General features: G+C 59.9%; 15 protein-coding genes. 9 read left to right on the top strand and 6 right to left on the bottom strand.

The genetic code is table 11. From position 1 onward, the window contains the following. Positions 1-130: 130 nt before the first annotated feature. From JQC81_RS13680 to JQC81_RS13670, 3 genes are all read right to left on the bottom strand, one after another. Entirely contained in the window at positions 131-643 is a 513-nt protein-coding gene (locus JQC81_RS13680) for an A24 family peptidase (protein ID WP_203272365.1), read from the bottom strand. A gap of 72 nt (positions 644-715) precedes the next feature. After that, positions 716-1,144: a GtrA family protein gene (locus JQC81_RS13675; protein WP_203272364.1), complete on the bottom strand. Its 429-nt coding sequence runs from the start codon at positions 1,142-1,144 to the stop codon at positions 716-718. Continuing rightward, positions 1,141-2,136, bottom strand: coding sequence for a glycosyltransferase family 2 protein (locus JQC81_RS13670; protein ID WP_203272363.1), 996 nt, complete (start codon positions 2,134-2,136; stop codon positions 1,141-1,143). The genes JQC81_RS13675 and JQC81_RS13670 overlap by 4 nt, the downstream gene beginning before the upstream one ends. Positions 2,137-2,809: 673 nt before the next feature. Here JQC81_RS13670 and JQC81_RS13665 point away from each other — a divergent pair. From JQC81_RS13665 to JQC81_RS13650, 4 genes are all read left to right on the top strand, one after another. Continuing rightward, positions 2,810-2,965, top strand: coding sequence for a hypothetical protein (locus tag JQC81_RS13665; RefSeq protein ID WP_203272362.1), 156 nt, complete (start codon positions 2,810-2,812; stop codon positions 2,963-2,965). Positions 2,966-3,891: 926 nt separating this feature from the next. After that, positions 3,892-4,089, top strand: coding sequence for a hypothetical protein (locus JQC81_RS13660; protein ID WP_203272361.1), 198 nt, complete (start codon positions 3,892-3,894; stop codon positions 4,087-4,089). Positions 4,090-4,319: 230 nt separating this feature from the next. Beyond that, entirely contained in the window at positions 4,320-4,481 is a 162-nt protein-coding gene (locus tag JQC81_RS13655) for a hypothetical protein (RefSeq protein ID WP_203272360.1), read from the top strand. Between the two features lie 410 nt (positions 4,482-4,891). Next, positions 4,892-5,101, top strand: coding sequence for a hypothetical protein (locus JQC81_RS13650; protein ID WP_203272359.1), 210 nt, complete (start codon positions 4,892-4,894; stop codon positions 5,099-5,101). A 176-nt stretch (positions 5,102-5,277) separates the two neighbouring features. Here JQC81_RS13650 and JQC81_RS13645 read toward each other — a convergent pair whose 3' ends face one another. Continuing rightward, positions 5,278-5,490: a hypothetical protein gene (locus tag JQC81_RS13645; protein WP_246520412.1), complete on the bottom strand. Its 213-nt coding sequence runs from the start codon at positions 5,488-5,490 to the stop codon at positions 5,278-5,280. A 262-nt stretch (positions 5,491-5,752) separates the two neighbouring features. Here JQC81_RS13645 and JQC81_RS13640 point away from each other — a divergent pair, with 262 nt between their 5' ends. From JQC81_RS13640 to JQC81_RS13630, 3 genes are all read left to right on the top strand, one after another. Continuing rightward, positions 5,753-6,028 (top strand): PilZ domain-containing protein, encoded by a 276-nt coding sequence (locus JQC81_RS13640; RefSeq protein ID WP_203272357.1) that lies wholly within the window; start codon positions 5,753-5,755, stop codon positions 6,026-6,028. 129 nt (positions 6,029-6,157) lie between these two features. Further along, complete coding sequence (locus JQC81_RS13635; protein ID WP_203272356.1) at positions 6,158-6,490, top strand: hypothetical protein; 333 nt, start codon at positions 6,158-6,160, stop codon at positions 6,488-6,490. A gap of 461 nt (positions 6,491-6,951) precedes the next feature. Next, on the top strand, positions 6,952-9,513 hold the full coding sequence (locus JQC81_RS13630) for a bifunctional diguanylate cyclase/phosphodiesterase (RefSeq protein WP_203272355.1): 2,562 nt from the start codon (positions 6,952-6,954) through the stop codon (positions 9,511-9,513). A gap of 558 nt (positions 9,514-10,071) precedes the next feature. On the opposite strand, the gene JQC81_RS13625 is transcribed toward JQC81_RS13630, so the two are convergent. Further along, positions 10,072-11,514: a SpoIIE family protein phosphatase gene (locus JQC81_RS13625; RefSeq protein ID WP_203272354.1), complete on the bottom strand. Its 1,443-nt coding sequence runs from the start codon at positions 11,512-11,514 to the stop codon at positions 10,072-10,074. 715 nt (positions 11,515-12,229) lie between these two features. Between JQC81_RS13625 and JQC81_RS13620 the strand changes: the two genes are divergently transcribed. Next, positions 12,230-12,529, top strand: coding sequence for a hypothetical protein (locus JQC81_RS13620; protein ID WP_203272353.1), 300 nt, complete (start codon positions 12,230-12,232; stop codon positions 12,527-12,529). Between the two features lie 90 nt (positions 12,530-12,619). Here JQC81_RS13620 and JQC81_RS13615 read toward each other — a convergent pair whose 3' ends face one another. Further along, on the bottom strand, positions 12,620-12,823 hold the full coding sequence (locus JQC81_RS13615) for a hypothetical protein (RefSeq protein WP_203272352.1): 204 nt from the start codon (positions 12,821-12,823) through the stop codon (positions 12,620-12,622). 892 nt (positions 12,824-13,715) lie between these two features. Here JQC81_RS13615 and JQC81_RS13610 point away from each other — a divergent pair. Continuing rightward, positions 13,716-14,491 (top strand): hypothetical protein (locus tag JQC81_RS13610; protein ID WP_203272351.1); only part of this gene is annotated, 776 nt, incomplete at its 3' end.

The following is a 14,491-nucleotide window of genomic DNA, read 5'->3' as shown; positions in this document are numbered from 1 at the left end:
ATGTCATTGAAGGAGACTACCACCCTTAAGTCATGGTCAGGATAGGGATGAGCGATCTGCAGCTGCGCTTTGGCATTTCAGTGGGAAACGCTCCTCCCGAGATTGCTACCGGGCCCCTTTGACGCAGCTTCTAGTTCGCTAAACTTAACAGAGCATGCCCAATCCCCGAAGTCGGATAAACCAATAGCCCGGCCCCAGCCAACGCAATTCCATAGGGAATCCCTTTTTTCTTGTTATGCAGGCGCTGCAGCCAATCCCAGGACAAGGCGAACGTGGGCAACGGAATGCTCCGTATGACCAAGATGACAAGCGTCAAACCGCCTCCGGCCACGGCAGTCAAGAGGAGAAAGTCGATGAGCGCCGTCCCCCATCCGAACCATAGTCCGATGCCGGCCAACAGTTTGGCATCCCCTGCCCCCATCCATCCAGGAACAAACATCGCCACTCCTGCTGCCAGAAGGACAATCCCTGCCAGGATGTGGTTGATCAGAGCTGAGATGTCCATGCCGACCAGAAGGGCTATGACGGGAAAGACGACTGCAAGCCCACCCGTGAGCCAGTTTGGGATCTTCATAGTCAGGAGATCACTCAGGGCGGCATAGGCCATGAGCGCAGGAAAAATATAAGACATCAAATGTGCCATGTGCCCCACACCACTTTAGTCCGTTGGCGTCCGAACCAGGCATTCACGCCCGCGTCCCCAAACCGAAACGCCCTAGGCTCTCCCTTGGCGAAATACAAGAAACCGTGAGCCGAGGTAATTCACAACAAGGGCTGCTCCTGACGCCAGCACAATCGATGGCGCCGGCTCATTGAATGGCTGTGGTAGCATTGAAAGAGCCAACATGAAAATCAGGAAGTTACAACTCGCGCCGAAACTCTGCGTCACCAGGTATGCCGCGAGTTGCCGAAAATAACTCCCGCCCGCGGCATGCTTGAAGGACCATCGTCGATTGAGATTGAAGGTGACGAACAGCGCCGGAGGAATGGCCAGTCCGCGAGCAAGCAGCGGGCTCATACCGGTTGCGACGAGGGCCAGCGCCAACAGCACATCGGTGAGAAACCCAACAGCGCCGACAGCACAAAATCTGTAGAATGTCCTTGCCTCATCCAGAGTTCGTGTTGGCCCACCCCTCTCACTCATTCCCGTTTTCCGACCCATGGGATCGACAAGTACATCAGCCTCTTCATCTCCTGGCGTGTGGTTGTCACCATATCCAGGATCAAGCCTGCAAAGAAAGACAATGTCCCGAGCAGAACGAGGCCGACGCTCAGAATCGCAGTGGGAAACCGCGGAACGAGGCCGGTTTCAAGATAGGTCGTGATCACAGGCACGCTCAACCCAATCGCCAAGAGCACCAACATGAGCCCCAGCAATCCGAAAGACTGAAAGGGTCGCTCATCTTTCACCAGCCTTGCGATTAGAACCAGAATTCTCGCACCATCTCGGAACGTCCTAAGCTTACTGGATGATCCCTCTGGTCGCTCTTTGTACGCGGTTGGAAGCTCATCGCATGGCATTCGAAGTTCGAGTGCATGCACGGTGAGTTCCGTCTCAATTTCAAATCCCCTCGACATCGCCGGAAAAGACTTCGCAAACCGCCGCGAGAAGACTTTGTAGCCTGACAGCATGTCTTTGAATTGGCGTCCAAACACGATACGCACGAGCTGCGTCAAGAGGATGTTACCGAGTCTGTGCCCGGGACGGTATGCTTCAGCGACGGTGGAAACGCGGGCGCCGTTAATGAAATCATAGCCGCCTTTGATGAGATGCTGAATAATCCGAGGTGAGGCACTTGCATCATAGGTGTCGTCCCCATCGGCTAGAACGTACACGTCAGCTTCGATATCAGCGAACATCCTCCGTACAACATTTCCTTTGCCTTGACGCCCCTCGCTTCGCACGATGGCTCCAGCTGCTCGCGCTACCCCGGCAGTTCTGTCAGTAGAATTGTTATCATAGACGAATATTCGCGCTTGCGGGAGAGCCGCTCTGAATCTGTGAACGACGTTGCCGATTGTCGAGGCTTCATTAAAGCAGGGGAGCAGAACCGCTATATTTAGTCCATCGGCAGAATCTGTCAGGTGCGTTGAGCTCACCGGACGACAAGGCTCACCTAGGCCGTTGGTACCCATCGTCAGCTCCTACAGGTCTGCACTGTTGCCGGAGCAGACTCGAAGACATGCTCTGCATTTGAAGATCTCGCGGTTATGTAATAAGGGCGAGGAGAAGACAATCTGTCTTTCAGATCTAGCAGCAACGTTCGGAGAAACCCAATTAGGAATTTGGCCAAAGGTATTATAATTTGTAACATGTAGAACAAAAGCACAGTACGAACACCTCAACTCGGGCTGCGATCGGAATTACAATTCCATTGATTAGAGTAGAGGGTAATGAATTGCCTCAAATTACTCTATCAGAAAAGCACTAATAGATGTCATTGTGCTGATATATACCACCACGATCGGATCCGGGAAGAGGCTATACTCCATCAAGGTTGCTCCTGACCTGTCCTGAAGGAATGATCGCATTTTCTTTGCCTCGATGAAATTCATAGCTATACCCATCTGCCCCTCGCATTATCCCGCACTGCACCCCTGTACGAATAACCTTAGACGCTGGATGCTGACGCGACTATACCGTAACCTATGTAGTCGACGTCTTGGTTACTATCTCTTCAGAGGGCGCACCTACCTATCCCAATCATACAAGTGGTCTGTTGAGGCCCCGAGCCAGCCTCTTGGAATTACGTCAAAAACTTAGTTACTGTTAAGCTTACAGGTCAGGCGCAATTCGTCGGAGCATGCCATGGCTGAGTGGACGACTTGGTGGTGTAGATTGCTCGGCTACCCAGGGGGATGCGCGGGACTTTCCCCATTTGAACTGGCAACCGCATTTGGACTGGCGCTGGCAGCGGCTGTTGCTGGCGTGCTGCTCGTCTTCAAGCTCGCCAGCAAGATATGAAACATGGAGGCTCACTCGCTATGGCGGCCTTTACAATCCGTGCATTTTTAGGGAGCCCCCGTCCTACCAGGGACACTGCAGGTCCATGGATCAAGAATGCCCCATGTTTATCCATGGGAAAGCTTCAAGGACAGGGGAGCACGCTTTAGGTGATCCGAACCAGCTGACGCCATTACATGAATTCCCACATCTAATACTTGGAGCGCTATCAGCGGGCAGCCAACGGGCTATTGCTCCTTATCACCGTCCCCCGAAATCTCCCGCTGTTTCTCATCAAGATTGGCTCGCCCGTAAAGGCGACGACAGTAGAGCGAGCGCCCCTCTGCCAAAGGGCATGCCGGGCTTTAGCTATGGATGTTAGCGTCGCTGAGGCGTGTGATATGCGAGGGTCAGCACAGTGCAACAGCACGACCACCCTCCTGATCAACTGGCCAACGAAACCATCTAGGCGGACAATCTTTGACAGCTCACGTGCCACGTTCGTGACGGCAAAGCCGCATCTAAAACTTTTGGACTAGACCTTTCGAGCTATATTCCAGCTTCAAAGGGATTTTGCGCTAGCTAAGCATGTGACCTCTTTGACTACCCGCGTTCGGTATAGTTTGCGATCTCCATGCAACATCGCGATGTGGATGTAGCGTCACAAGTCATATTTTATGATTTGTAAGCATCAACAAGGCGTTGATCAAAGTAAAATCATTTTTAATGAAAACGTGGTCCGCTTTGAACCAGGTTTTATTTGAAAATTGGATTACTCACTGGAGGTTTTTGCGCACCAAAGTGCGGGATATGCATTGAGATAACTTTGGATGACCAAGGATCAGCCCATAGGCCGTACGCTCTAGAGCATCTGACCGAATAGGAATCTTTGGCAAGGCTCGTTAAGGTCCCGGTAATGACTTCCGGCGACATCAAGGAGAGACGCCATGGGGCTCACCACAACGCTTACCGTTTTGTCATCCGCTCTGATCACCACGAGCTGGACGACCGCCCTCATGATCGTCGTGGCGGCGTTTGTCGCCGGTTTTGCGACCGCCAGCCTGCGCAGGCACCTGCGCATCACCCGCCGCTTCAACGCCATTCCTTTCGATGCCCGGGTCACAGGTCCGATCCTGCTCTCCTGATCAGGTAGAACTGGCCAGCCCCAGAGCAGCCCCTCCAGGCTGTCGAGCCGCCAGCCTTTTACCCATCTCCACACCAGGCCCTATGGCGTAACTTCCCGACGCCGTTCGGCCCAGACGAGGCTTGACGGGCTTATTCCCCTGGGGTCTCCCTGTACTCTGTCGAGACCCCTCCGTCATGGTGCGGAACGAACGGCCTCCTTTGCGCGTCTCACAGCAAAAGGAGTGCCGTTATGGACGCAGCGACCTATCTGATGATTCATGCCTTTATTGCGGACCTCAAGCCGTTTCCGGTGCTCCTGCTGTTGGCTGTGATGTTCCGCTTCGGTTGGAGCCTCGCCAACGATGTCAGAACGCACCGGCGCATCGCTTACCGCTTCGCGCGCATCGGATAGACACTTATGGCTGATGCCCGGTGTCTGACGGTTGGTGTGGGCTCTCTTGCGCCATCCACACCGCCTTATTGTTCACGACGCACGCAAAAAGGCGTCTGCTTGACGATCGACGCTGGGGAGATGGCTTGCCAGTAGGACGTTCGCAACAAGCTGCCATCATTGAGCAGCCGCTCAGGCCCAAGCCTCCCCTGCTGGCGGAACACCGGAAGTCTTTTCAACGGGCAAACTCCGCCACCGGCCGTAAACCGTTTTCCTCACATGCGCTTGGGCCGCGAAATCCCAGCGCGGTTCCGCACTTTGTCAAAAAACCCCAAGTTGAGGAACACATCATGCCCCCCGCAATCTTCGCCGGGGCCTTGTCCTAATGGCATTCAGGCCCACCACCGCCCCAGGTTCAAACTCCTGGAGAGATGCGCGGCCCGAAGAGCCCCCTCCAGCGCAAGCTTTCCAGTCGATCCGAGTTCCTGATCTTGACATTGAGGCACCGGATCCACCCTGCCCCGCGGGTCGGAGCGGCCGTGCCATGGGCCGACACACGCGTGACCGTCGCCAGCCCAGGCTGCGATGTGCAGAGCTACATCGTGGGCTCTGGCGAGCGGGTGCGGGTGCGCCAGTGTTGAAACGGAAATGGAGGACAGCGTTAGATGCCCGATGCGGCCAACCGCTGACCAAGCCTATTGCATTCGGTCAGACTTTGCTGATCAGCATCCGAGGGCAGAGAACTGCAGATCTCTTTGTGCACCATACACTCAGAGGATTCTCGGCTTCACGCCCCCGCGGCCCGTTGGATCTCAGCTTAATTACTGCCGCTGCCAGCATTGTCGGTATTAGCACCACCGCCCGTACCGCTGCCGGGGCTACTGCTGGGGCTACCAGCGTTGGCTGAGAAGGCCCCGCCAATTTTATTTTGGGATTGCTCCCACTGGTCCTTTGACTGAAGCCCGAGCGCTGCGACAGCAGCCATCGCCACCATGGCAATCAGGCCTGCCATAAACGAATACTCTACCATCGTCGCGCCGCTCTCATCCCGAACGGCCCGCTGCCAGAAGCGCCCCCGTGCCCCCATCATACCCTCCTGCCACGTTTGTTCGTCTGTTATGGCATATCGCGGCCCTCACCGCTAGGAATAAAGAGAGACACGGTTACTATTCGCCCGATGTCTTGCTGGGGTGTGCATCCCCGCAGACCCAGAAGCTGACACCGCACACACAGAAAGCCTCGCACCAGCGTCCCCTGCGATGATGATGGTTCCTGAGGGTGGAGCCATCAGCATGAACCAAGGACAACCGGAGCGCCGCTCCAGTGCACGCGTGCGCACCCGTCTCACCGGACGGGTCGCGGGCGAGGATCACGTCCCCATCGTCGACTGTCTCCTGTGGGACCTCTCCGCCACCGGCGCCCGGCTCGTGTTCCCGGATCCGGCCGCGATCCCGCTGGAGTTCGACGCCCTCGAGTTCAGCCTCCAGATCCCGGAGCAAGGCGCGTCCGCCCGGGTGCGGCTCATCTGGACCACCGGGGACGTGTACGGGGTCATGTTCACCCACTAGCCGGGATCCGCCCGAGGCGTCGACGGGCAGCGCTGCCCCTCCTCCCAATCAGCAGCCCCGCACGCCATGGCCCGCAACCAAGGCGCCGGCCGCCGCGTTCCTCCCGTGTCTGAAAGCGTCGGAGTGGCCATGAGCGGGATGAGAGTGGTGGCAGCAGTGGTGTGCCTGGTCGCGGCAAGCTCGCTCGCCTCAGCCAAGGAGCGGCGCCTGTGGGCCGATCCTCCCCCTGAGAGTACAACTCCAGCTCCCAGCGCTCCAGCGTCAACCCCGGTCAATGCTGAACCCGCCCCTCTGATCGACACGCGTGAGGATATCGAGGTCACAGGGTCCATCCAGGCCTGGCCCCAGCCCGCCCTGGACACAGAAGAGCCCCTGAGCCCCCCGCCCCTCCCCCGCTCCTCCTGCACGACCCGAGCCTACAAGGTGCTGTCGGGCGCAACCGTCCGGGTGCACGCCTGCTAGCCCCGCGCGCGACGAAGCAACGGCAACGGTGCTGGCAACTGACCCTCATCAGATTGGCATGGAACGAAAGCCTCTGACCCGCATTAACCGCACACGAAGGCCAGTACCCCACCGCCTTCGCCCTTCAGGCCCCTTGCGCACCCCTCGCGAGGGGCTTTTTCATGGAAGGCCGCGCGTCCCTGAAGGCCTCTCCCCGCTCCAAGCGGCTGCGACATCACCGATGCCATGATGCCCCGGGCCTGTGAGTTCCACTCCCTCGGAACATCGGCCTGCGGACGGTGGGGTCCATTTCACGAAGCGATCTCATAAATTCTTGCACGCTGAGGCACTCGCGCACCTCGCGACAGTACCTCTTCTGAGGTATGATCCCTCAGAGAAAGAAATATAGTTTCGTTGGGCAGTTTCTGATGTCAGTGCGTGTAACCGCGAGCAGCGTTCCGATTTGGGCGGAAGAGAGCCGGTTGGCCGCTCTTCGCAGCTTTGAGATCCTCGACACCGATCCAGAGGCCGCGTTTGACAGTCTCGCCCAGGTCGCCGCGCACGTCTGCGAGGCCCCCATCGCGCTTGTCTCCTTGATCGACGAGGAGCGGCAGTGGTTCAAGTGCGCGATCGGCGTCAATGGGGTTCGGGAAACCCCACGCGAGATCGCCTTCTGTGGGCATGCCATCCTTCAGACCGACGTGTTCGTTGTGCCGGATGCGACCAAGGACCCCCGGTTCGCCGCCAATCCCCTGGTCACAGGCGAACCGCGCCTGCGCTTCTACGCGGGCGTTCCCCTGATCACCGAGGAGGGCCTGCCCCTCGGCACGCTCTGCGTCCTCGACACCAAAGCCCGCTCTGAGGGGCTCACGTCCGTTCAGATGGAAACGCTTCTGGCCCTGGCCCATGCGGTCATGAGCCAGCTCAAGCTCAGACAGACCAACAAGCTCAGGGCGGACGGGGAACACCGGTTCAGGATGATTGCCGAGGCCATGCCCCAGATGGTGTGGTCCAGCCGCTCGGACGGCACCCCAGACTATCAGAACCGCCGCTGGTACGAGTTCACCGGTCAGCCGGTTGGGTCTACAAGCGGGGATACATGGAACCGTCTGCTTCATCCGGATGATCAGGCCAGGGCGTGGGCGCACTGGCAGCACTCACTGGCGACCGGCACCCCTTACGAGATCGAGTACCGTCTGCTCCATCATTCGGGCGAGTATCACTGGACGCTGAATCGTGCGTTGCCCATCCACAACAGCACGGGTGAGATCGAGCGCTGGTTCGGCACCTGCACGGACATGCATGAGCAGAAGCTCGCGGCCGAGCGCGCTCAAGCCAGCGAGGGCCGCTACCGTGCCCTGATCGAGACGAATGCATCCATCGTCTGGCTCGCCACGGCGGAGGGATTGATGAAGGGGGACGTGGGCTGGACGGAGACATCAGGCCAGGAGGCCGAGGAGTATGCTGGTGATGGCTGGCTCCAGGCCGTTCATCCGCAGGATCGGGAACGGGTCAGAGCCGGATGGGAACAGGCCGTTGCGTCGGCGACGCCCTGGGACGACGAGTTTCGCGTTCAGCATCGCGACGGCCACTACCGGTGGGTTCTAGCCCGGGGGATCCCGCTCAAGGATGACAAGGGTGCTGTCCAGGAATGGATCGGAACCCAAACCAGCATCCATGACCGCAAGCAGGCTGAAGAGGAGCTGTGGCGGGCGGCAAACTACGATGCGCTCACCGGCATCCCCAACCGTCTGCTGTTCCAGAAGAGGCTTGAACAGGCTCTTGGAGAGGCCAGGCAAGATGGCACCAGCATCAGCCTGATGGTGATCGACCTGGATGAGTTCAAGGATGTGAACGATTCCTTTGGCCATGACGCGGGCGACGCCCTGCTGAAAGAAACCGCCGCTCGGCTGTCTGCCACGGCACGAGACTGCGACACGGTCGCGAGGTTCGGCGGTGACGAATTTGTGGTCCTGCTCGCGGGCTCGTCCAGTCTGGAGCATGCGGCCGCCCTGGCGGAAGGCGTTGTCAAAAAGCTGAGCCAACCTGTGTCCTACGCCGGCCAGATGATCGCCAGTCATGCCAGCATCGGAATCGCGGCCTTTCCCGATCACGACACGGACGCGGCCGAGTTGCTGAAGGATGCGGACATGGCCCTGTACCGGGCCAAGGCCGAGGGCCGGAACCGCGTCGTGACCTATGCGCCGGAAATGCGGGCTGCGACCGAGCAGCGGATCACGCTCAGACGAGAGATGCGCGAAGCAATCGCCCTCGATCAGATCCAACCCTTCTATCAGCCGCGGGTCTGCCTTTCGACGGGCGAGATCGTCGGCTTTGAGGCCCTGGCCCGCTGGCAGCATCCGGCCCGAGGTCTCCTCACCCCTGCCAATTTTGCCAATGCCTTTGACGATCCCGAACTGGCCACCATGGTGGGCAAGCGCCTGATCGGGAAGGTGACCTCAGACATGCGCCGCTGGCTCAACCGCGGCCTGAGCTTTGGCCATGTGGCGATCAATCTGTCTCACACCGAGTTCATCCAGCCGAGTTTGGCCGAGGACATCCTGCGCATTCTCGACCTCGCGAAGGTCCCGCCGAAGCACTTCGAGATTGAGATCACCGAGAAGGTCCTGCTCGACGCACAATCGCATATGGTCTCCTCGGCTCTGGATAAATTCCGCGCTCGGGGGGTGCAGGTCGCTCTCGACGACTTCGGCACCGGCTTTGCCTCCCTGACCCACCTGAAGCAGTTCAAGGTCGATCACATCAAGATTGATCAGAGTTTTGTCCGCGGCATCGAGGAGGACCCAGACGATGAAGCGATCGTCACGGCCGTGATTGGACTTGGCCGGAGCTTGAACCTGAAGGTCACGGCTGAAGGCGTGGAAACGTCGGGCCAAGCGCAGAGACTGCGAGAGATGGGCTGCAGCGCCGCTCAAGGGTACCTCTATGCAAGACCGATCGCTGGCGCAGACGTGCCTGGATTTCTGTCTGGTTGGATCCCGCGGCAGACATCAGCCAAGCGACTGCTTCTCGTTGAGAGATAGGAACGTCCCTTGGCCCGCTGTTTGCGTCCGGCGCAAGGGAGGCAGACCTCCGGAAGCGGGGTGCCTCCTCGGCTGAGGCCTTCCGCACAACCCGGAGAAGGGAGGGTGCTCAGCCTGCCCTTCGCTCGTTCGAGCACTCGTTGACAGGGCCCGCACCTCGCAGAGGAACAACCGGTGGCGACGGGATGGGTCAAAAGTCTACGCGACTGGTGTGTCGGATCCAGACGTTGCTTTTCGGCAAAGGAACATGGCGATCGAGGGCGGGCAGTAGCTTCAATCACGTGCACGGGAGAGGGTTCACTCCCAGCTTCGGCATGTCCCAAGCGGGCCGCTGCCCCTGTACTCACCTGACACAAGGGAGCTCATTGGCCTGACGGACGACCCGTTCCAGGGCTGGACCCTGCGGGTCGCAAACGAAGCGAACCTGAACGCATGGATAGGCCGGCCCTGACAGCGAACAACGGCGCCAACGCCAGCAGTGACCTCTGCCCGAGCCGCGGAGCACCATACGACGCTCTGTCGCGACCCTCTCCAAGCTCAGGTCCCTGCGTGCCCACCCTACTGAACACGCCTGATCCACAAGGCGCTCATGTCATCATGCGGGGTTTTTGCATCGCTCCACTGCAGCGCACGGTCCACCATCGTGTCGAGCAGAAACTCCGAGGGGTCAGCCGCATGCTGGGCGATCACGGTCAGCAGGCGCTCCTCCGAAAAGGGCTCCCCTGCCGCATTCTCCGCCTCGACCACGCCATCGGAGTACAGGAGCAAAGCATCGCCTGGATGGAGCGTGAACGGGCTGGTCTCGTAAGCAAGGCTGGCATTGATGCCGATGGGAACGCCACCTTGGCCCAAGGGCACAACGTCGCCCCCACGTCGGATCAGCAGCGGATGGGGGTGGCCTGCTTGAACCAGGGCACCCTGGCCAGAGATTGGATCGATGTGCCCGTAAATCATAGTGAAGTAGGGCAGAGCCTCAGGCCAACTCTCGGCTGCCTGCTGAACAACAGCGGCGGGGGGACGCCCTGCCTCTATGACCGCAGCCTCGGAGATCAAGCGGTGCGCTGCGACGGAGGCCAGGGCCGCCGCCGCACCATGACCGCACACATCAATGAGAAAGAACGACAGGCCACCCTCATGCGGGAGAACGTTGAAGGTATCTCCCCCGATAAAGCTCGATGACTGCAACAATCCCGCATAACGCAGGTTTCCAACGGCTCCGTTGCTCGTCAGGAGGCTTTTTTGGACCAAGGCCGCAGCCTCCAGATCCTGCCGGTAGCGCGCTTCACGACCAGCCAGCTCAATCTCGGCTGACTTGCGCGCCGTGATGTCCATCGTGACACCGGCCAGTCGCCCGAAGCCCTCCGGCCCATCCTGAACCTCGGCCCGGTGGGCAATCCAGATGACCGATCCATCGGGCTTCAGGAAGCGAACCTCCAGGCTGTACGGCGCCCCGCCCGCGAGAGCCCGGGCGAGCGCCTCGCGATGCTGCGGCCGGTCGTCCGGATGAATCCGCTTGGCAAATTCGGCGGCGGGGCCACTCCTGATCCCAAACAGCTCCTCGGCATTCTCGGACCAGGTGACGAAATCGGTTCCCAGATCCCGCTCCCAGGCCGCAATCTGCCCCCCTTGCAGAGCCAACCGCAACTGCTCCTCGGTCCGCTTTTGATGCGTGACGTCTTGCCCTTGAAGGAAGATGCCGGTGGTGGCCCCGTCGGCCTCGGTGATCGGCTGATAAACGAAGTCGATGTAGCGGCACTCGATGCGCCCGGACTCCCTTTGTAGGGTCAGAGGAACCCCTCGGCCAATCGCCGGCTCTCCTGTTGCATAGATGTGCTCGAGCTGATGGAAAAAGCTCTCTCCAAGCTCTGGCAGAGCCTCCCGAACAGGCCTGCCGATCAACGGGCGGCGGCCGACGAGGTCAGCGTACGCGGCATTGACCATTTCGAAAGTCAGCTCCGGCCCGCGCACAACGGCAATGAAGCCCGGCGTATGTTCAAGCAACCGCCGCACCTCGCCCGGTTTGAAGGCAGACCGCGTTTGAGGGTCGGCGCCCGGGAGTGGATGGGCATCCGGATGGCCTTTGCCGGGTTGGGCCCGCTGCCGCTTGGTTGGCTCACTGATCAGGTGCTTAAAATCTTTATCGTCAAACATCATAAACAGACCCAATACTGCGTGCCTGCTGCCTGTCCATTGCGACGAATGGTCCAAGAGCTGGAGCCGTTTCTTAGCCTATTGCGGTCACATCGGGCGCAAAGTCACTCATCCGTTTCGGGAAAGTTTGTCCCATAGTTAAAACTCAGGGAGAGACTGCACGGCAGCGCCGAGGAAACGGATATCCTCACGGACAACACGTGCGGGGATAACACGGCAGCAGCGCCGGCAGTCTGCATCGCGGAGACGGAAGCCGTCGCCAATCCACGCCCCTGCTGCCACATGGGGGTTTTTAACCCTTGCTTCACCAATCCCCAGCAAAACCGCCCAATCTCTGCATACGCGTTTCAGCGCATTGACTCACGTCTTGAGCAAGCCCCAAGGCGGTGACGCGTAAGATGACGATCCTCGCCGTTGGCCGGTTGGCCCACGCAGATCAGAGGCGACGCGGTGCCGTCCGGCGTCGTCTGTCACATCGATTTTCCGCCAATCCGACGGCTCTGAACGCGGAACTCCAGGCAGTGTCCTGCACTTTGTCATAGAACACAACGTGAGGAGACACTTCATGCGCAGCCGCAGCTTTGTCGCCGGCGCTCTCTTACTGGCGGTCCTCCTGCCGACCGGATCTCAGGCTCAAGCGCCCGGAGACATGCGCGACCCTGACGGAACCAGCAGCCGGCCTTGGCCTACTCCGTCAACCCGGGCCCCCAATCTCGACGTTGAGGTGACCGGATCGATCCTGCCCGGCGAGACAGGATCTGTCGTGCCACCGGCCAGCACACGCGTGACGATCGACCGTCCCGGATGCGACGTGCAGAGCTATATCGTGGGTTCAGGGTCACGGGTGCGGGTGCACCGGTGCTGAGACGAGAGCCCACTCAGGACACAGAAGGATCCTGACTGGGATTATCGTTGGCAGGAGCAGACGTTGGCACCGGTCCGCCCCAGCCTCACATCAGGCCACCGCAGGCCAATCAGTCACACCGGAGGTGTTCGCCTCCGGTGTGCGATAGGTTTGGTGCTGATCGAGCAACTGGAGCGCCTCAAGGGCAAGGCCGCGATACGTGTCTTTGACGACGTCAAACTCATAGTCCCACGATTGCTCCTCGCGCTCGACAGCGTAAAACGCCCGTGCGACGGCCTCCACCTGACTGTCCATTGATTGCCCCATTGCATGTCGGTTCGTGCTGATTTGCTTTTGTCGACACCTGTTTGTTTCAAATTTTGCTGCCTGACACGAGCAATCAAAGTGGGTATCCCCAAAGTTGCCCTACCCTTACCCTGGAGATTTCTTCGTACCAGCGTTGCCTGGATCGGCTTTGGCTGGGACGGCAGCAATCGGTCGAGATAGCCAGAGCGGATCAAGACCCTGAGCTGGCTCTGCCGCCGCCAAACGAACACCGATCCGAGCCACAGCCCAAACAGATTGTGTGGGAGAACGCCTGATCCACACGGCTGTCGCCCAGTACCCCCCGCCCTTGTGTCCACCTAGAACTGATGGCGTGGTGGATCGAGCATGACAAAGGCGAGCACGCGAGCCTCACAGGCTGGCGGCTTGACGCCCCTGGCCTCGCGTCGTTACCGGAAGGAACCATGCCGATGCCGACTGCGAGTAAGGGAGCAGCAACATCTGCGGCGTCTTGCGTGATGCACGCATGCAATCCCACCGACGGCACGACTGCTGCGATGAACATCTGACCTCCTTTACCCATACTTCAGGCAGCCTGCGTGCAATCAGCCTCGTCGCCGTGCCTCTGAACAGCATGGCTCACCTGTTGGAGGATCTGGCATCAGAGAAGGCAGCAGAGGCAGCATGTCACGGCGTGAGCAGTTGGTGTGGATCAAGGCTCAGCCGTGTTCCGCGCGCCTCAGCGACTATAACTTTTGGCCTGTACCAAAGAGATAGTTCGGCCGAGCTCTACTATACCTTTCGAGATAGTCTGGACGATAAAGGGAGGCCTATTACCTCCGAAGAAGCCTAACCACAGAGAGGCGCCTCCTGATAGGAAATGGTTCAGAAATTGACCGATTTTCCTTTGTGTGAGCGCACCATGAACCCGACCCGTCTCCTGACCCTCGCTGGATCCGTCGTCTTCCTCGCGTACTCACCGGCATCGTATGCCCAGGGGACGGTCTCTCGGCAACAGTGCGTACCGGCGGTTGCCAATCCCTCGGACTACACGAACTGCCGTCACCGTGTCGTTCGTGGCCAGGCGGTCTGCCGGTGCGCGGTTGTTCCGCAAGCCCAGCGTCAGGCTCGTGCGCAGTACCGGGCTGAGGTGACCTACACCAGCGCCACCAGCCCGGCCACCCGCGCCGGAACTCTGTCGGGCTTCCTACCGGCGCCGGCTCCGGCCCGTGCACGAGTTCCCTCGCTGTGCCTGCACCAGGATGGCTGGATCAATCCGGCCACAGGACAGGCCAGCTGCTCCAGCAACAACGACGGCGGACAGAACACTGCGAGCAACGGCGGCGGCAACACCGGTGGTGGGAACACTGGTGGCGGGAACACCGGCGGCAACACCGGTGGCGGCAACACCGGTGGCGGCAACACCGGCGGCGGCAACACCGGCGGCGGCAACACCGGTGGCGGCAACACCGGTGGCGGCAACACTGGTGGCGGCAACACCGGTGGCGGGAACACGGGTGGGAACACCGGCGGCAACACCGGCGGCAACACCGGTGGTGGGAACACGGGTGGGAACACCGGCGGCAACACGGGTGGGAACACGGGTGGAGACACTGGCGGCAACACGGGTGGAGACACCGGCGGCAACACGGGTGGGAACACCGGCGGCAACACGGGTGGGAACACGGGTGGAGACAC

Origin of the sequence: Microvirga arabica (assembly GCF_016811235.1) — a bacterium.
Classification (GTDB): domain Bacteria; phylum Pseudomonadota; class Alphaproteobacteria; order Rhizobiales; family Beijerinckiaceae; genus Microvirga; species Microvirga arabica.
This window is presented reverse-complemented; position numbering and strand designations above follow the sequence as displayed.